This is a genomic window from Tardiphaga sp. OK246 (assembly GCF_900188215.1).
GTDB lineage: Bacteria > Pseudomonadota > Alphaproteobacteria > Rhizobiales > Xanthobacteraceae > Tardiphaga > Tardiphaga robiniae.
Genome location: NZ_FZOX01000006.1, coordinates 24065 through 40142 on the forward strand (window position 1 = coordinate 24065; position 16078 = coordinate 40142).

At 61.8% G+C, this 16078-nt stretch carries 15 protein-coding genes and 1 pseudogene; 10 read left to right on the forward strand and 6 right to left on the reverse strand.

Annotation, left to right across the window (positions count from 1 at the left end; genetic code table 11):
* Positions 1-85: 85 nt before the first annotated feature.
* On the forward strand, positions 86-1060 hold the full coding sequence (locus tag CHC01_RS24205) for a DMT family transporter (RefSeq protein WP_089266948.1): 975 nt from the start codon (positions 86-88) through the stop codon (positions 1058-1060).
* A gap of 275 nt (positions 1061-1335) precedes the next feature.
* Positions 1336-2766, forward strand: a complete 1431-nt coding sequence (locus tag CHC01_RS24210; protein WP_068738114.1) for an aldehyde dehydrogenase family protein — start codon at positions 1336-1338, stop codon at positions 2764-2766.
* A gap of 199 nt (positions 2767-2965) precedes the next feature.
* Here the strand turns inward: CHC01_RS24210 and CHC01_RS24215 are convergent, their stop codons facing one another.
* Complete coding sequence (locus tag CHC01_RS24215) at positions 2966-3925, reverse strand: SMP-30/gluconolactonase/LRE family protein (protein ID WP_089266949.1); 960 nt, start codon at positions 3923-3925, stop codon at positions 2966-2968.
* A 146-nt stretch (positions 3926-4071) separates the two neighbouring features.
* On the opposite strand from CHC01_RS24215, the gene CHC01_RS24220 reads away from it, so the two are divergent.
* Positions 4072-4887, forward strand: a complete 816-nt coding sequence (locus CHC01_RS24220; RefSeq protein ID WP_089266950.1) for an NAD-dependent epimerase/dehydratase family protein — start codon at positions 4072-4074, stop codon at positions 4885-4887.
* 88 nt (positions 4888-4975) lie between these two features.
* The gene (locus CHC01_RS24225; RefSeq protein WP_089266951.1) at positions 4976-6682 is read left to right on the forward strand and encodes an IlvD/Edd family dehydratase; all 1707 of its coding nucleotides are present in this window, start codon (positions 4976-4978) and stop codon (positions 6680-6682) included.
* A gap of 2 nt (positions 6683-6684) precedes the next feature.
* On the opposite strand, the gene CHC01_RS24230 is transcribed toward CHC01_RS24225, so the two are convergent.
* The gene (locus CHC01_RS24230) at positions 6685-7596 is read right to left on the reverse strand and encodes a ribokinase (protein WP_089266952.1); all 912 of its coding nucleotides are present in this window, start codon (positions 7594-7596) and stop codon (positions 6685-6687) included.
* 5 nt (positions 7597-7601) lie between these two features.
* A complete protein-coding gene (locus tag CHC01_RS24235; protein WP_089266953.1) occupies positions 7602-8495 on the reverse strand; it encodes a sugar kinase in 894 nt (297 codons plus the stop codon).
* Between the two features lie 202 nt (positions 8496-8697).
* Here CHC01_RS24235 and CHC01_RS24240 point away from each other — a divergent pair, with 202 nt between their 5' ends.
* A complete protein-coding gene (locus tag CHC01_RS24240; RefSeq protein ID WP_089266954.1) occupies positions 8698-9543 on the forward strand; it encodes a VOC family protein in 846 nt (281 codons plus the stop codon).
* Between the two features lie 6 nt (positions 9544-9549).
* On the opposite strand, the gene CHC01_RS24245 is transcribed toward CHC01_RS24240, so the two are convergent.
* The 3 genes and pseudogenes from CHC01_RS24245 to CHC01_RS24255 form a co-directional block, all read right to left on the reverse strand.
* Positions 9550-9861 (reverse strand): HigA family addiction module antitoxin, encoded by a 312-nt coding sequence (locus tag CHC01_RS24245; RefSeq protein WP_089266955.1) that lies wholly within the window; start codon positions 9859-9861, stop codon positions 9550-9552.
* A 34-nt stretch (positions 9862-9895) separates the two neighbouring features.
* Positions 9896-10107 (reverse strand): annotated as a pseudogene (locus CHC01_RS24250) (type II toxin-antitoxin system RelE/ParE family toxin).
* Position 10108: 1 nt separating this feature from the next.
* Complete coding sequence (locus CHC01_RS24255; RefSeq protein WP_089267285.1) at positions 10109-10870, reverse strand: sulfite exporter TauE/SafE family protein; 762 nt, start codon at positions 10868-10870, stop codon at positions 10109-10111.
* Between the two features lie 231 nt (positions 10871-11101).
* On the opposite strand from CHC01_RS24255, the gene CHC01_RS24260 reads away from it, so the two are divergent.
* From CHC01_RS24260 to CHC01_RS24280, 5 genes are all read left to right on the forward strand, one after another.
* Complete coding sequence (locus tag CHC01_RS24260; RefSeq protein WP_309949136.1) at positions 11102-11761, forward strand: TetR/AcrR family transcriptional regulator; 660 nt, start codon at positions 11102-11104, stop codon at positions 11759-11761.
* A gap of 194 nt (positions 11762-11955) precedes the next feature.
* A complete protein-coding gene (locus tag CHC01_RS24265) occupies positions 11956-12687 on the forward strand; it encodes an ABC transporter permease (protein WP_246297556.1) in 732 nt (243 codons plus the stop codon).
* Between the two features lie 72 nt (positions 12688-12759).
* A complete protein-coding gene (locus CHC01_RS24270; RefSeq protein WP_089266958.1) occupies positions 12760-13752 on the forward strand; it encodes an ABC transporter substrate-binding protein in 993 nt (330 codons plus the stop codon).
* A gap of 50 nt (positions 13753-13802) precedes the next feature.
* On the forward strand, positions 13803-14654 hold the full coding sequence (locus tag CHC01_RS24275; RefSeq protein ID WP_089266959.1) for an ABC transporter ATP-binding protein: 852 nt from the start codon (positions 13803-13805) through the stop codon (positions 14652-14654).
* Positions 14655-14665: 11 nt separating this feature from the next.
* Positions 14666-16078 (forward strand): enolase-like domain-containing protein, encoded by a 1413-nt coding sequence (locus CHC01_RS24280; RefSeq protein WP_089267286.1) that lies wholly within the window; start codon positions 14666-14668, stop codon positions 16076-16078.

Genomic DNA, 16078 nt, shown 5'->3' on the forward strand with positions numbered 1-16078 from the left:
GGCGGTTTTCGTGAGGAGGCTCACGTGATTGTGTGCTGCAACATGAAGACCCCACGATTCCTCTGATCTCCATTTCCCCGAACTCATGAACATCTTCAAAGCCGTGTCGCTGAAGATTGCCAGCACCATGGCGTTTGCCATCATGGGCGCGCAGGGGCGCTATCTCGGCAGCGACGTGCCGCTCGGCGAGATCGTGTTTGCCCGCGGGTTGTTTGCGCTGATCCCGATCGTGCTCTTTTTCGGCTGGCGCGGTCAATTGCGCGGCGCGCTGCGCACCAACCGCGTCTCCGCGCATCTGGTGCGCGGTTCGTTCAGCGTGATCGGGACGTTCTGCACCTTCGGCGCTCTGGCGCGGCTGCCGATCGCGGATGTCACCGCCATTGCCTTCATCGCGCCGCTGATCACCGTGGTATTCGCTGCGATCTTCCTGAAAGAGCAGGTCCATGCCTATCGCTGGTCGGCGGTAGCGATCGGATTTTCCGGCGTGATCCTGATGCTGTCGCCGTATTTCCACGATCACGCAGCGCTGACCACGTCGATGATCATCGGTCTGTCGCTGGCGCTGCTCAATGCCTTCTCGTCGGGCGGTGCGACCATCCAGATCCGCCGGCTGACCGCAACGGAGTCCTCATCCGCGATTGTCATCTTCATGACGCTGATCGTGATGGCGGCGTCGCTGCTCACGGCGCCATTCGGCTGGCGCTGGCCGACGAGTTTCGAATTGGCGCTGCTGATCGGCATCGGCATTTCCGGTGGGCTCGGGCAGATGCTGTTCACTGAGAGCTATCGCTATGCGCCGGCGTCCTTCCTGGCGCCGTTCGACTACACGGCGATGCTGTGGGCCTTCTTGCTCGGCTTCTGGATGTTCGGCGAGGTGCCGACGCCTTACGTGGTCGGCGGTGCGGTAATCGTCGCGGGCGCAGGCATCTTCGTCATCCTGCGCGAACGCCATCTTGGCCTGAAGCGGCTGCGTGACACACCGATGTCGCCGATTTCTACCATGGCCGATGACGAAGCCGATCCGGACGCGCCCATCGCCGTCCGCGCAAAGTCGCGCTGATTTTTCGTTCAATTTTGTTGCAATGCACACTGCGCTTTGCTGGCAAGCTGTGCCATTTCGATTTTAGAACGCGCGCAAAACACGGGGCCTTGCTCCTGCCACGCGGCTGGATTTATATGCATTTGCTGCTTTCACGCGGCACCCCGTGCATGACGGGCTCATGAGGCGAAATGACCGCGCAAGGGTGCTTGCCGGACGTGTCGTTCCTTCCCAGATAGACCCGGCTGCACAGAATTTTCTGACGACAGACGTTCCCGCAATCAAAGAGGTTACCAATGGTCAACCGCCTGCAATTCTACATCGATGGCGCCTGGGTCGATCCCGTCGTCAAAAAGACCACCCCTGTCGTCAATCCGGCGACTGAAGATGCGATGTACGACATTGCGCTGGGCTCCAAGGCCGACGTCGACAAGGCTGTCGCCGCTGCCAAGCGCGCTTTCGAGACGTTCTCCCAGACCACCCGTGAAGAGCGCATCGCGCTGCTCGAAAAGATCATCGCGGTCTACAAGACCCGCATGTCGGATATCGGTGCGTCGGTCTCCGACGAAATGGGCGCTCCGCTGCCGATGGCCGAGAAGCTGCAGGCCGGTGCTGGCCTCGGTCACCTCGTCGCCACGCTCGACGTGCTGAAGACCTACAAGTTCGACGAGGCGCACAACGCCGCCATGATCACGAAGGAGCCGATTGGCGTCGTTGGCATGATCACCCCGTGGAATTGGCCGCTGAACCAGATCGCCTGCAAGGTCGCGCCTGCGCTCGCCGCTGGCTGCACCATGCTCTTGAAGCCGTCGGAATACACCCCGACCTCAGCGCTGATCTTCGCGGAAATCCTCCATGAAGCCGGCGTGCCGAAGGGCGTGTTCAACCTCGTGAATGGCTTGGGCCCCGACGTCGGCGTCGCCATGAGCGAACATCCCGACATCGACATGATCTCCTTTACCGGTTCGACCCGCGCCGGCATCGACGTTGCCAAGCGCGCCGCGAACACCGTGAAGCGCGTCAGCCAAGAGCTCGGTGGCAAGTCGCCGAACGTGATCCTCGATGGCGCCGACTTCGTGAAGGCCGTCACCGGCGGCGTCGCGCACATGTTCAACAACTCCGGACAGTCGTGCAACGCGCCGAGCCGCATGATCGTGCCGCAGGCGAAGATGAAAGAAATCGCTGCCATCGCGAAGGCGCAGGCCGACAAGACCAAGGCCGGCGATCCGCGCGCTGATGGCACCGTGATCGGTCCGGTGGTCAATCGCGGCCAGTGGGACAAGATCCAGGGCCTGATCCAGAAGGGCATCGAGGAAGGCGCCACGCTGGTCGCCGGTGGCCCCGGCCTGCCGGAAGGCGTCAACAAGGGCTTCTATGTGCGTCCGACGATCTTCGCCGACGTCACCGAGAACATGACCATCGCGCGCGAGGAAATCTTCGGGCCGGTGCTTGTGATCATGGGGTCCAAGGACGAAGCCGATGCGCTCCGCATCGCAAATGACACCCCGTACGGCCTCGCTGGCTACGTCTCGGCTGACACGGTCGAGAACGCCCGCAAGTTCGGCCGCCGCATCCGCGCCGGCAACGTCAACCTGCAGGGTGCTCCGAACGACCGCACCGCGCCGTTCGGCGGCTACAAGCAGTCGGGCAACGGCCGCGAATGGGGTAAGCACGGTCTTGAGGACTTCCTCGAGGTCAAGGCAATCGCCGGCTACACCGCGGCGTAAGACCGCGTCGTTGAAGCGCAAGCTTCGTGACTGAAAACGCCGGCATGGAGCCATCCATGCCGGCGTTTTTGTTTCTACGATGGTCTCTCCGCCGTCATTGCGAGGAGCGAAGCGACGCGGCAATCCAGAAGGCCACAAGCGTGGAAAGACTGGATTGCTTCGCTACGCTCGCAATGACGTTGAGAGGGCGGTGTACCCGTCAGCCCCCCAACGCCCCCTGCGTGTTTACATACACCGCATAGATCGACTGGCTCGATGCCATGAACAGCCGGTTGCGTTTCACGCCGCCGAAACAGACATTGGCGCAGCGCTCGGGCAGCGCGATGCGGCCGATCTGTTCGCCATCGGGCGCGAAGATGAAGACGCCGTCGAGCTCCGGCTTGCCCATACCCCAGCCGCACCACAGATTGCCGTCGATATCGCAACGCATGCCGTCGGGCGTGCCCGGACCAGCATCGATCAGCACGCGCTTGTTCTTGAGTGTCTTGCCGTCGGCAGCAACGTCGTAAGCGAGAATCTTGCGGTTCGGCACACCGCGGGATTCCACGACATAGAGCAGCTTCTCGTCCGGTGAAAAGCATAGCCCGTTGGGGCCGAGCACATCGTCGGCGACAATGGTGGACGTCAACGTATCGCCATCGATGCGATAGATATTCTGTCCGATCTCGGATGGCGCTTTGTTGCCCTCATAGTCGCTCATCAGGCCGAATGGCGGATCGGTGAACCAGATCGAGCCGTCGGACTTCACCACGACGTCATTCGGCGAGTTCAGCTTCTTGCCTTCGAAATTATCCATCAGCACCGTGATGGTGCCGTCATACTCGGTGCGTGTGATCCGGCGCCCATGTTCGCAGGTGATCAGGCGTCCCTGGCGATCCCGCGTGTTGCCATTGCCGTAATTCGATGGCTTGCGGAAATCGCTGATCGCGCCGGTTTCCTCTTCCCATTTGATAATGCGGTTGTTGGGAATGTCCGAACACAACAGATAGCGGCCGTCACCGAAATAGACCGGCCCTTCGGCCCAGCGCATGCCGGTGGCGATGCGTTCAATGGCGCCGAGCTTGATCCAGTATTTTTCGAAGCGGGGATCGAGGGCGTGAATGGCGGGGTCGGGATAATAGGTCGCCGGCTGCCAGCCGCGCGATGATGTGTCGGACATTGGCGTCTCGTTCTCTGTCGTTTCCTCGGATGCGTTTGCTAACATTGGCGAGGGTAGGCGGCAAGCAATGCCGGTTCCACTGCCTTGCCGTCGCGCCCGCGCCGCGCCATACTTGTCTGACAACTGACAACATTACGAGGGACGGAATGAAGATCTTGATGACGGGCGCATCTGGCGGAATCGGCACGCGCTTGCGGGAATTGCTCCCGCTGATCTATCCGGACCTCGTGCTGAGCGATCTCACAACGCCGCCAAATCTCAAGCCAAACGAAAATTTCAAGCAGGCCGATCTGGCCGATCTCGCCGCGGTGGAGGCGATCTGCGAGGGCGTGGACGGCATCCTGCATTTCGGCGGCTTCTCGGTGGAGGGTCCGTGGGACACCATCCTGCGGGCCAATATCATCGGCGGTTACAATTTGTTCGAGGCAGCGCGCAAGAAGGGCGTCAAGCGCATCATCTTCGCGTCGTCCAATCACGCGGTCGGCTTCTATCCACGCCACAGCAAAATCCCGCCGGATGTCACGGCGCGACCGGACAGCCGCTACGGCGTCAGCAAGGTGTTCGGCGAGGTGGTGGGCTCGCTCTATGCCGACAAATACGGGCTGTCGGTGACATGCCTGCGGATCGGCAATTTCGGTGACCGTCCGCTGGATCAACGTCGGCTGTCGATTTGGCTCAAGCCCGAGGATCTGGTGCAGCTCTGCCAGATCGGGCTCGAACATCCCGCCATCCATTTCGAGGTGCTGTATGGCGCCTCCTATAACGAGCGTGCCTGGTGGGATAACTCCCGCGCCTATGAACTCGGCTATCGCCCGGTCGGCAAAGCCGAGGATCATCGCGAACACGCAATGGCGGAACAGGCGAAGATGAAACCCGATCCGGTCGGTGATTTCTATCAGGGCGGGGCATTTTGCAGCGCCGAATTCGCCGGCGATTTCAGTAAGGTGTGGGAGCCGAAATAGGGGCCCAGCCAGTCCGTCCCGCGCATTGACAAGAATTTTGGCGGCTTCATAAGAAGCATTCAAAACAAGCTTGGAATGGGAACGCGACATGGCCGACGGATTGCGCAAGGGGCTGACCAGTTACGGCGATGCCGGGTTCTCGTTGTTCCTGCGCAAGGCCTTCATCAAGGCCATGGGTTATTCCGACGATGCGCTGGACCGGCCCATCGTCGGTATCACCAACACCCATAGCGATTACAATCCCTGCCACGGCAATTCGCCCCAGATCATCGAGGCGGTGAAGCGCGGCGTGATGCTGGCTGGCGCGCTGCCGATGGTGTTTCCGACCATCTCGATCGGCGAAAGCTTCGCCCATCCGACCTCGATGTATCTGCGCAATCTGATGGCGATGGATACCGAGGAGATGATCAAGGCGCAGCCGATGGATGCGGTGGTGGTGATCGGTGGTTGCGACAAGACATTGCCCGCGCAGATCATGGCGGCGCTGTCCGTGGATCTGCCGACGGTGGTGATCCCGGTTGGCCCCATGGTGGTCGGCCACCACAAGGGCGAGGTGCTCGGCGCCTGCACCGACTGCCGACGTATGTGGGGCAAGTTCCGCGCCGGCGAGATCGACCAGCAGGAAATCGACGACGTGAATGCGCGCCTCGCGCCGTCGGTCGGCACCTGCATGGTGATGGGCACGGCCTCGACCATGGCCTGCATCACCGAAGCCATGGGCCTGTCGTTGCCGATGAGCGCGACAATCCCGGCGCCCCATGCCGAGCGCTTCCGGTCCGCCGAAGCCAGCGGCAAGGTTGCCGCGACGCTCGCCAAGAACAAGGGGCCGAAGCCGAGTGAATTTCTGACGCCGGGTTCGTTCCGCAATGCCCAGGTGGTGCTGCAGGCGATCGGCGGCTCGACCAACGGCCTCATTCATCTCACCGCGATGGCCAACCGCACGCCGAACCGGATCGATCTCGCTGCTTTCGACGAGCTTGGCCGCGACGTGCCGGTGCTGGTCGATCTGAAGCCGTCAGGCGATCACTATATGGAGCACTTCCATCACGCGGGCGGCGTGCCCAAGCTGATGGCGCAGCTCGGCGATCTCATCGATCTCGACGCGAAATCCGTCACCGGCGAGACATTGCGCGAGATCGTGGCGAATGCCGAAGAGGTGCCGGGCCAAGACGTGATCCGCTCGAAGGACAACCCGATCAAGCGGGAAGGCGGACTGGCAATCCTGCACGGTAATCTGGCGCCGCGCAGCGCCGTCATCAAGCATTCCGCCGCGTCGCCCAAGCTGATGCAGCACACCGGCCGTGCCGTGGTGTTCGAATCCGTCGAGGACATGACGAACCGCGTCGACGATCCCGATCTCGACGTCAATGCCGATGACGTGCTGGTGCTGCGCAATGCCGGTCCCAAGGGCGCACCGGGCATGCCGGAGGCCGGCTATCTGCCAATCCCCATGAAGCTGGCGCGTGCCGGCGTGAAGGACATGGTGCGTATTTCAGACGCGCGCATGAGCGGTACAGCCTTCGGCACCATTGTGCTGCACATCACGCCGGAGAGCGCCGTGGGTGGCCCGCTGGCGCTTGTGAAGAACGGCGACATGATCCGTCTGGATGTGGCGAAACGGTCGATCGATCTGTTGGTCGACGATGCCGAGCTTGCGAAGCGCCAGGCTGCGCTCCCGCCAGCGAAGACGCCGGACTGGGCGAAGCGCGGCTATGCGCATCTGTTTCACACCACGATCCTGCAGGCCGATGACGGCTGCGATTTCGACTTCATGACGGCGAAGGGGAAGGGTTGACGCTAGCCGGCAGCCGCCGACACCTCTTTCGCTGTCGGCATCGACGGCCCGGCGCCCATCCGCTGTACGCAAAGCGAGGCGGCGACATTAGCATAGCCAATGGCGCTCTGCAGTGAATGTCCATCCGCAAGCTTTGCGGCAACAGCCCCCACGAAACAGTCGCCGGCACCGATAGTGTCAATGGCCTTCACGATGCGGGCGGCTTCGAGGTGGACCCGGCCATCGATCAGCGCGATCGCGCCGCGCTTGCCCAGCGTGATGCAGATGTTCGGCCGATGATCGGTTTGCAATGTCGATGCGGCGGCGATGAAGCGCGCATCGGGATCGGTGTCGTGCAGTTCGAGACTTGCAAGCAGGCCGAGTTCGCTTTCATTGAGGATCAGAATATCCACCAGAGCCATCAGCTCACGGTCAATCGGCATCGCCGGTGCCGGATTGAGTATCGTCGTTGCACCGGATGCGCGCGCTCGCGTGAAGAAAGCCGTGATGGCCGGCAGCGGAATCTCGAATTGGCTGACGGCGATATCGCCTTTTCGGAATGCGGACGCAGCGACATCGGCCGCATTGACCAACGCATTGGCGCCGGGAATGACAACGATGGTGTTCTCAGCTTTCGCAACGGTGATGATCGCCGTTCCCGTGCCGGCGCCAGCGACCTCACGCACGTGAGCGAGATCGACGCCCTGCATGGCCAGAAATGCCCTGGTGTCGCGGCCAAAGGCATCCGCGCCGGTACAGCCGATCAGCATGGTCGCTGCACCAAGTTTCGCCGCAGCCACGGCCTGATTGGCGCCCTTGCCACCGGGAAAATACAACACTTCGCGGCCTGCTACAGTCTCACCGATTGCCGGATGACGGTCGGCTGTCGCGACCACGTCCATATTGATGCTGCCGGCGACGACAACCTGGCCCATGGTTGTCACACCTGCGCCCGATATTCCTCGCGCACCGCCGCGATATCCGACAATGTCGGCAGTCCCGCTTCATTGCCAAGCCGCTGGATCTTGAAGGTCGATGCGGCCCGCGCGAATTTGAAATGTTCGGCCCAGCTATGGCCGGGATTGGCCAGATACGAATAGACGTAAGCGCCGTGGAAGACATCGCCGGCGCCATTGGTATCGATCACCTTCTCGCGCGGGATCGGCAGCGCGGGCAGCGTGTGCACTGTGCCGGCTTCGTCATACCAGAGCAGGCCCTTCTCGCCGAGCGTGACGCCGCCGACGCGGCAGCCGCGGCTCTTGAGATAATCGAGCATCTTCTCCGGCGTCAGGTCCATCTGCTCGCAGAGACGTTCGGCGACGATGGCGACGTCGATGAACTCAAGCAGCTCATGGGTATTGGTGCGCAAGCCGCCGCCGTCGAGTGAGGTGAGGATGCCGGCCTCGCGGCAGAGCTTCGCGTAGTGGATCGCGGCATCGGGCTGATGGCCGTCGATATGCAGTGCACGGCAGGCACCGAGATTGAGCAGGGGGAACGGATGGATGTGTTCGTCGTCACGGCAGCGGACGATGGCACGCTTGCCGTCTTTCGGCATGATGAAGGACAGCGACGAACTCGCCACTTTGCGCGGATGGACCTCGATGGCGTATTTCGCCGACATGTCCATGAACATGCGGCCGAGCCAGTCATTGGCGACGGTGGCGATGAGATCGGGCACAATGCCCAGCTTGGCGCAGCAGAAGGCCGCCGTCACCGCATTGCCGCCGAATGACACGGCATAGTCGGAGGCGACGTGTTTCTCGTCGCCGGTCGGCATATGGTCGGTGATGAACGTGACGTCGATATAGGTCTGTCCGATAAAGAGTGCCTTCATGAATCCGTCCGTCTCGCCTGAGGGATGGCTGCACCGTCCGGAGACGGCGCATCAGTCAGCTTAACAGCGGTTGCGACGAGGTCACCACCGAAATTGTGCGATGCCGCAGGATGCCGCAGCCGGGTGGAGTCGGTTTTCAGCATTGCGGCTCGAAAACTGGCATAGTTCGATCACAACAACGCCACGAAGACGGGAGGATGCGATGATCGCCGGGCTGGATCACGTCGTCATTTTGCTGGAGGACCTGGAGGTGGGGATCGCCACCTATCAGACCCTGTTCGCCCGCGCGCCCGCCTGGCGCAGCACCAGCGACGGTGCGGCCATGGCGATCTTCACGGTGGCCAACATGTCGGTCGAGCTGATGGCGCCTGTCGGTCACGGCCCGGCCGCCGATCGCATCAGGGCCGTGCTGCCGGAGCAGGGTGCGACGCTGGCCAGCATCTGTTTCCGGACTGGCGATATCGCTGGGATGCATCGCCGGCTCGATCGCCTGGCGCTGAAGCCTGATCCCATCGCCGAGGTCGAGAGCAGGGATACCGAGACCGGCGCCACACTCTCCTGGAAGCGTACCCGTGCGGCCACCGACGCGACACGCGGTGTCCGGCAATTCTTTCTCGAACTGTCCGACGAGCGTCCGGTGTCGCCCGCGGTGGGCGATGCGCCGTTCCTTGGCCTCGACCATATCGTTGTCGCCACGCAGGATCCGGAGCGCGCCGCTGCGCTCTATGGCGCGCGACTGGGCCTCGACATGGCACTGGATCGCTCCAATCCGGAGTGGGGCCATCTGATGTTCTTCCGCTGCGGCGATCTGATCGTCGAGGTCGTGCATCGCCCCGACGACAAGGCCGACAAGAATCGCGACAAGCTCTGGGGCATGACCTGGCGCGTCGCTGACGCGGATGCCGTCCGCGAGCGCTTGCTCGCCGCGCATGTCAACGTGTCGGAGGTGCGTAGTGGCCGCAAGCCGGGCACCCGTGTTGTCAGCCTCCGCGATGGCACCTGCGGAATTCCGACGCTGCTGATCGAGCGGACGGGGAAGGATGTGTGAGCGCCGTCAAGCGACCTTCAGCGTCTCGATCCCGCTGACGTCGACAGTCTGTTCGGCGTGCCATGTGTCATAGGCTGCCTGCATCCGCACCCAGATGCCGGCACCGTTGCCAAACAATTTGCCGATCCGGACCGCGACCTCGGGCGAGATCGGCTTCTTCTCTTCGAGGATGTCGTGCAGATGCTGGCGGGAAATGCCGAGCAGGCGGGCGATCTCGGTCTTGGATCGCTTGACGGCGGGGATCACGTCTTCGCGCAGCACGGCGCCTGGATGGGTTGGGCAGCGGGACGCGCTGCGCTTGGCATTTTGCTCAACCATCGTGGCTCTCCTTGATCCCCGGCGCGAAGCGCCCTTAGTGATACTGCTCGAAGTCGACACGAAGCGCATCGCCGGCCTCGAATTCGAATGTGATGCACCATGGTCCGTTGACGTGAACGGAATAACGCTGTGGTTTGCCGCGCAGTGGATGGAAGTTGAAGCCGGGCAGGCCATCTCGGCCGGCAAGGTTGCGACGTCCAGCATGTCAACACGGCGGAGAATGCGGCCATGCATTTTCTTGTCGATCTTACCGCCACAACACTGAACAGCCCTGCCACAGCAGCACCAGCGAGATCACCAGCAGCAGGGCATAGGCGATGTTGTAGAACAGATTGGTGGGCGTGTGTTTCACCAGCCAGATGCCCATGAAGTTCGCGATGATGGCCATCGGCAGCAGCGCCAGCGATGTCGCGAAATTGCCGGCGTGGAATTGGCCGAGCGCGAAATAGGGCACGATCTTCAGCGCATTGACCACGGCGAAGAAGATCGTCGTGGTCCCGACCAGCACCAGCTTCGGTAGCCGCTGCGGCAGCACATAGACCTGGAATGGTGGGCCGCCCGCCTGGGTCATGAAGGATGTGAAACCCGATACCGCGCCCCAGAATACGCCACCGGCCGGGCCCATGCGGGTCGGTTCGATCCTGGCGCGCTTGCGCCAGACGTCGATCACGAAGATGAGGCCGATCAGACCGACGGTGATGCGCACGGCATTGTCGGAAATATAAGAGGCGAGCAGCCACGCCAGCGTCATGCCGGCGACGGCGCCCGGCAACATGATCTTCAGATTCGAGGCGTCCCATTCGCGGCGATAGACATAGATCGAGATCAGGTCCTGCGTGATCAGCACCGGCAGCAGCAATGCGGCCGCCTCGAGCGGCGGCAGATACAGCGCCAGCAGCGGCGTGGCGGCAATGCCGACGCCCGAGAAGCCGCCTTTGGAGAGGCCAAGGAAAATCACCGCCGGAATGGCGACGGCATAGAAGAACGGGTCTGTGATGATGGCAGGCACAAGCAGGTCCGGTTGGGGCAGGGCAGTGATAGCGACGGCACCTGCAAAAGGCGATGCCCATTTGCGCATATGGCCCGGAACATGCTTTGTTCTCAAGCGGGCAAACGCATGCTACACGCGATAGACGTGGGGCTGTTGGGTCATTCCGCTGAGCGACGGGATCCGGGTTTGGCAAAAACAACTAAAAAAGCGCCGAAGAAAGCATTGAAGTGGCAGCGTGACCCGGAAGGGATGCGTCTGCGCATTCTCGAGGCTGCCAAGAAGGAATTCGCGAGCAAGGGCCTCGCCGGTGCGCGCGTCGATCGCATCGCTGCGCAGGCCGGCGCCAACAAACGCATGCTCTACTATCACGTCGGCAACAAGGATGCGCTCTATCTTGCGGTACTCGAAGGTGCCTATGAGCAGATCCGCGCCGAAGAACGCACGCTCGATCTCGAACATCTCGATCCGCCCGAGGCCATCGAGAGCCTGATCGCCTTCACCTGGAACTATTTTATCCGCAACCCGGAATTCCTCGCGCTGCTCAACACCGAGAATCTGGAGCGCGCGAAGCACATCAAGCGCTCCACGAAGGTGAAGTCGATGCATTCGCCCTTCGTGGAGATGATCCGCACGGTGGTTTTGCGCGGCGTCGCGTCAGGCGATTTCAAGGTCGCGATGGATCCGGTGCAGCTCTACATTTCCATCGCCGCGCTGAGCTTTTTCTATATCGGCAACAACGCCACGCTCAGCGTGATTTTCGGCAGGGATCTGCTGGCGAAGGAGGCGAGGGACGAGCGGCTGGCGCATATGGTGGCACTCGTCCTGGCGGCGCTCACCGGCCGATCCGTGGCCGAATTTCAGCTCCCGCCGGCGACGGTTGTCCACACCTCGGCCCGCCAAAGCGCCTGAAATCATTGTTTAATTTTCGCTAGTTAAGCGGCCAATTGACAACGGCGAAGCCATGCGCTGTATTTATCCAACGAGTTAAATGCGACCGCGAAGCCGGCATCTGGGAGACGAGACGCGTGAGTGAGAAGAAAGCACCCGGCAGTGTATCGAAGCTGCTGAACGCCTCATGGCTGCGCCCGTTCCTGTTGCTGGTGATGATCGTGGTCGGCTGGGATCTCGCGATCCGCATCTTCAACATTCCCGCCTATCAGATCCCTGCGCCCGGCGACGTCGTGAAGGTGCTCTACACCGATTGGCCCGAGCTGCTCGCGCAGTCAGGGCCGACGACTTACGCGACACTGCTCGGCTTCCTTGCATCCGCCGTGTTCGGCATCCCGATTGCCATGCTGATCGCCGGTTCGCGGACCGTCGAAAGCTATGTCTATCCGCTGCTGGTGTTCTCGCAGTCGATTCCCAAAGTCGCCATCGCGCCCTTGTTCGTGGTGTGGTTCGGCTTCGGCATCGTGCCGAAGATCATCGCGGCATTTCTGCTCGGTTTCTTTCCCGTCGTCGTGTCGGCGGTGCAGGGCTTCAAGTCGGTTGATCCCGACATGGTCGATCTCGCCCGCGCCATGAAGGGCAGCCGCTTGCGCGTGTTCTGCGCCGTGAACCTGCCACACGCGCTGCCGGCGATCTTCTCCGGCCTCAAGGTGTCCGTCACGCTCGCCGTCGTCGGCGCGGTGGTCGGTGAGTTCGTCGGCTCCAATTCCGGTATCGGTTATGTGCTGCAGCGCTCGATCGGCACGTTCGATCTGCCGACGATGTTTGCGGCTCTCGTCATCCTCGCGCTGCTCGGCGTCATTCTGTTCTGGCTGGTCGATCGTATCGAACGCTTTGCGATTCCCTGGCACGTCAGCCAGCGCGCGGATGTCTTCATCGGGTCCTGATCGGGACCTGCAATTCCAAACAAGCGGTCCGGCGAAACGGGCCGCGATCACCTGCTTCAATGGGAGGCTAAAATGCTGAAATGGGTTACTGCTGTTTCGACTGCCGCGATCACCGTCACGCTTGCACTCGCCACGCCGGCGGCTGCCGCCGACAAGGTGACGCTGATGCTCAACTGGTATGTCTATGGTGAGCATTCGCCGTTTTATTACGGCAAGGCCAAGGGCATCTATGAAGCCGAAGGCATCGATCTCGACATTCAGGAAGGCCGCGGTTCGGCTGCCACCGTGCAGGCCGTCGCCGCGAAGAGCGTGAACTTCGGCTATGTCGACGTTCCCACCATGATGCGCGCAGCCGTGAAGGGCGCCCCGGTGATCGCCACCGGCGTGCTGCTGCAGACCTCGGCCATGTCGGTGATGGGCTTCGTCGACAAGAACATCAGGAAGCCGGACGACATCAAGGGCAAGACCGTGGCGATCACGCCGGCGGATTCCATGACCCAGATCTGGCCGCTGTTCCTCAAGAAGGCGGGCCTCAAGGAATCCGATTTCAAGACCGTCGCCGGCGACGGACAGACCAAGCTCAACGCCGTCATCAACGGCCAGGCTGACCTGTTGCTCGGCTACGTCATGGACCAGTCCATGAAGATCAAGGATGCCACCGGCAAGGATGTGTATCCGATCAAGTTTGCCGATTACGGCATTCATCTCGTGTCGTCGGGCATTATCACCAATACCGACTATGCCAAGGCCAATCCGGATCTCGTGAAACGCTTCATGTCGGCCACCACCAAGGCGGTCGAAGCTGCGTCGAAGGAGCCGAAGGCTGCCGCGCAGTCGATCCTCGATGCCAACCCGAAGGGCGGCAAGATCGAGACCCTGACCCAGGGCTTCGAACTCACCATCCCGCTCTACACCACGCCGGAAACCAAGGGTAAGCGCCCGTTCCAGGTCACCGATCAGAACATGAAGGAATCGGTAGAGCTTATGGTCGAATACGGCGGTCTGGAAGCCAAGGCCAAGGAAAATCCGAAGGCCTTCTATACCAACGAATATCTGCCGAAGTAACCGGACCGGTTATCTCGACCGAACTGACGAAACCAACAGGACTAGCCGTAATGACTGCAGCGATGAGGACCATGAGCGTCGATCAACCGAGTGCGCATCTTCGCGTCGTATCCGAGCAGTCCGCACCATCGAAGGCGTCGGGGATCAATCTCTCCGGCGTCTCCAAAACCTACGGGACCGGCGACGGCCAGGTGCAGTCGCTGCGTCCCCTGGACTTCCATATCAATGACGGTGAGTTCTTTGTCGTGGTCGGCCCATCCGGCTGCGGCAAGTCCACACTGCTCAAACTGATCTCGGGCCTTCTTGCGCCGACATCAGGCGAAATCCACGTCGACGGCAAGAAAGTCACCGAGCCTCATGGCGATGTCGGTATCGTGTTCCAGAATGCGCTGCTGCTGCCGTGGCGGAACATCATCAACAACGTGTTGATGCCCATCGACATGAAGAACCTGCCGCGCGCGCAGTATATGGACCGCGCCAAGCAGTTGCTGAAAATGGTCGGCCTCGAGGGCTTTGAGAAGAAGCTGCCGTGGCAGCTCTCCGGCGGCATGCAGCAACGCGCCTCGATCTGCCGTGCGCTGGTGCACGATCCCAAGATCATGATGATGGACGAGCCGTTCGGCGCGCTCGACGCCATGACGCGCGAGAAGATGAATGTCGAGCTGTCGCGCATCCAGCGCACCACCGGCAAGACGATTCTGCTGATTACGCATTCGATTCCGGAAGCGGTGTTCCTTGCCGACAAGGTGCTGGTCATGACCGAGCGCCCCGGCGGTATCGCCGCAATCTATGACGTGCCGCTCGGCCGCGAGCGCACGCTCGATGCGATGTCGAACCCGATCTTCACCGATCTGGTCGCGCGCATCCGCAAGCACTTCATGACCAACAGCACGCTGGACTAGCGCCCATGTCCATGTCGGCACGGATCGCCTTGCGAGACATTACGCTGTTCGAGCGCCACGTGGCGTTCGTGCGACCGTTTCGCTTTGGCGCCGTGACGGTCAATGCCGCGCCGCAGGCGTTCGTTCGGGTCGAGCTGGAGGTCGAAGGCAAGGGCGTGTTCGTCGGCGCCTCAGCCGAGCTGATGGTGCCGAAGTGGTTCGACAAGCGACCGCACCTGGCCATCGACGACACCGTGAACGAACTGCGGCAGTCGCTGGTCATCGCGAAAGAGCTCTATCGCGCGCAGTCGGGTTTCATTTCGGCCTTCGGTCTGCATGCGGCCTGCATCGGCGACCAGATGACGGCCTGCGCCGAACTGGACATTCCACCGCTGGCTGCAAGCTTCGGTCCGGCGGAAATCGACAAGGCTGTGCTCGACGCACTGCTGCGTGGCTTGGGCACGGATTTCTTCACGGGCATGAAGGCCAACGTCGCCGGTCTTACCGCGCGTCTTGCGCCCGATCTCGGCGCTGAAGATATCGCTACGTTCCTGGCCAACCGTCATCGGCTTGAGCGCGTCGCGCTGCGCCACACCGTCGGCCTCGATGATGTGATCGAAGGGGAGGGCGGTGTCGCCGACCCCAGAGAGCATAGCGGCGCACGATACTTCAAGCTCAAGATGAACGGCGATCCCGCGGCAGACGCCGCACGTTTGACCCGGATCGGCAACGCGTTGACGACGCTGCCTTACGATTATCAGGTCACGCTCGACGCCAATGAGCAGTATGCCGATCTCAACGCGCTCGGCGCGCTGGTCGATCGCCTCGATAACGACGCTGCGCTATCGCCGATCGCGTCAAAACTGCTCTATGTCGAACAGCCGATGCCGCGCGACATTACGCGTCAGTCGCCGCTCGGCAAGCTCTCGTCACGCAACTTCATCATCGACGAAGCTGACGATAGTTGGGACGCATTCCCGGCCGCCAAGGCGCTGGGCTATCGCGGCATTTCCTCGAAATCCTGCAAGGGCTTCTACAAGTCGATCGCGAATGCGACTCGCGCTGCGGCGTGGAGCGCGCAGGGCGTCGATCATTTTATCACCGGCGAGGATCTCACCTGCCAGGCCGGCCTTGGCGTGCAGCAGGATCTGGCGCTTGGCGCGCTGATCGGCGTCACCCATGCCGAACGCAACGGCCATCACTACGTCGATGGTTTCGGCACTGCACCATCGGAGGAGGCCGAGGCCTTCCTGACGGCGCATCCCGATCTCTACCGCCGCGATGGCGATATCGTCCGTCTGTCGATTCACGACGGCGATCTCCTCACGGGATCGCTGACCTCTGCCGGATTTGCATCCGGCGCACATCCGGACTGGTCGGTGCTGTCGCCGCTCCAGCTCGCTTCATCCGATCATTCTCAAACTAAAGTTCTCCAGGAGTCCTGA

What these genes read in the sequence shown, in the direction of transcription:
- CHC01_RS24260 (WP_309949136.1), top strand. Translation starts at nt 11,102, where the DNA reads ATGCGTCTGCGCATTCTCGAGGCTGCCAAGAAGGAATTCGCGAGCAAG.
- CHC01_RS24220 (WP_089266950.1), top strand. Translation starts at nt 4,072, where the DNA reads ATGAAGATCTTGATGACGGGCGCATCTGGCGGAATCGGCACGCGCTTG.
- CHC01_RS24225 (WP_089266951.1), top strand. Translation starts at nt 4,976, where the DNA reads ATGGCCGACGGATTGCGCAAGGGGCTGACCAGTTACGGCGATGCCGGG.
- CHC01_RS24275 (WP_089266959.1), top strand. Translation starts at nt 13,803, where the DNA reads ATGACTGCAGCGATGAGGACCATGAGCGTCGATCAACCGAGTGCGCAT.
- CHC01_RS24265 (WP_246297556.1), top strand. Translation starts at nt 11,956, where the DNA reads ATGATCGTGGTCGGCTGGGATCTCGCGATCCGCATCTTCAACATTCCC.
- CHC01_RS24280 (WP_089267286.1), top strand. Translation starts at nt 14,666, where the DNA reads ATGTCGGCACGGATCGCCTTGCGAGACATTACGCTGTTCGAGCGCCAC.
- CHC01_RS24270 (WP_089266958.1), top strand. Translation starts at nt 12,760, where the DNA reads ATGCTGAAATGGGTTACTGCTGTTTCGACTGCCGCGATCACCGTCACG.
- CHC01_RS24235 (WP_089266953.1), bottom strand. Translation starts at nt 8,495, where the DNA reads ATGAAGGCACTCTTTATCGGACAGACCTATATCGACGTCACGTTCATC.
- CHC01_RS24240 (WP_089266954.1), top strand. Translation starts at nt 8,698, where the DNA reads ATGATCGCCGGGCTGGATCACGTCGTCATTTTGCTGGAGGACCTGGAG.
- CHC01_RS24245 (WP_089266955.1), bottom strand. Translation starts at nt 9,861, where the DNA reads ATGGTTGAGCAAAATGCCAAGCGCAGCGCGTCCCGCTGCCCAACCCAT.
- CHC01_RS24205 (WP_089266948.1), top strand. Translation starts at nt 86, where the DNA reads ATGAACATCTTCAAAGCCGTGTCGCTGAAGATTGCCAGCACCATGGCG.
- CHC01_RS24215 (WP_089266949.1), bottom strand. Translation starts at nt 3,925, where the DNA reads ATGTCCGACACATCATCGCGCGGCTGGCAGCCGGCGACCTATTATCCC.
- CHC01_RS24210 (WP_068738114.1), top strand. Translation starts at nt 1,336, where the DNA reads ATGGTCAACCGCCTGCAATTCTACATCGATGGCGCCTGGGTCGATCCC.
- CHC01_RS24230 (WP_089266952.1), bottom strand. Translation starts at nt 7,596, where the DNA reads ATGGGCCAGGTTGTCGTCGCCGGCAGCATCAATATGGACGTGGTCGCG.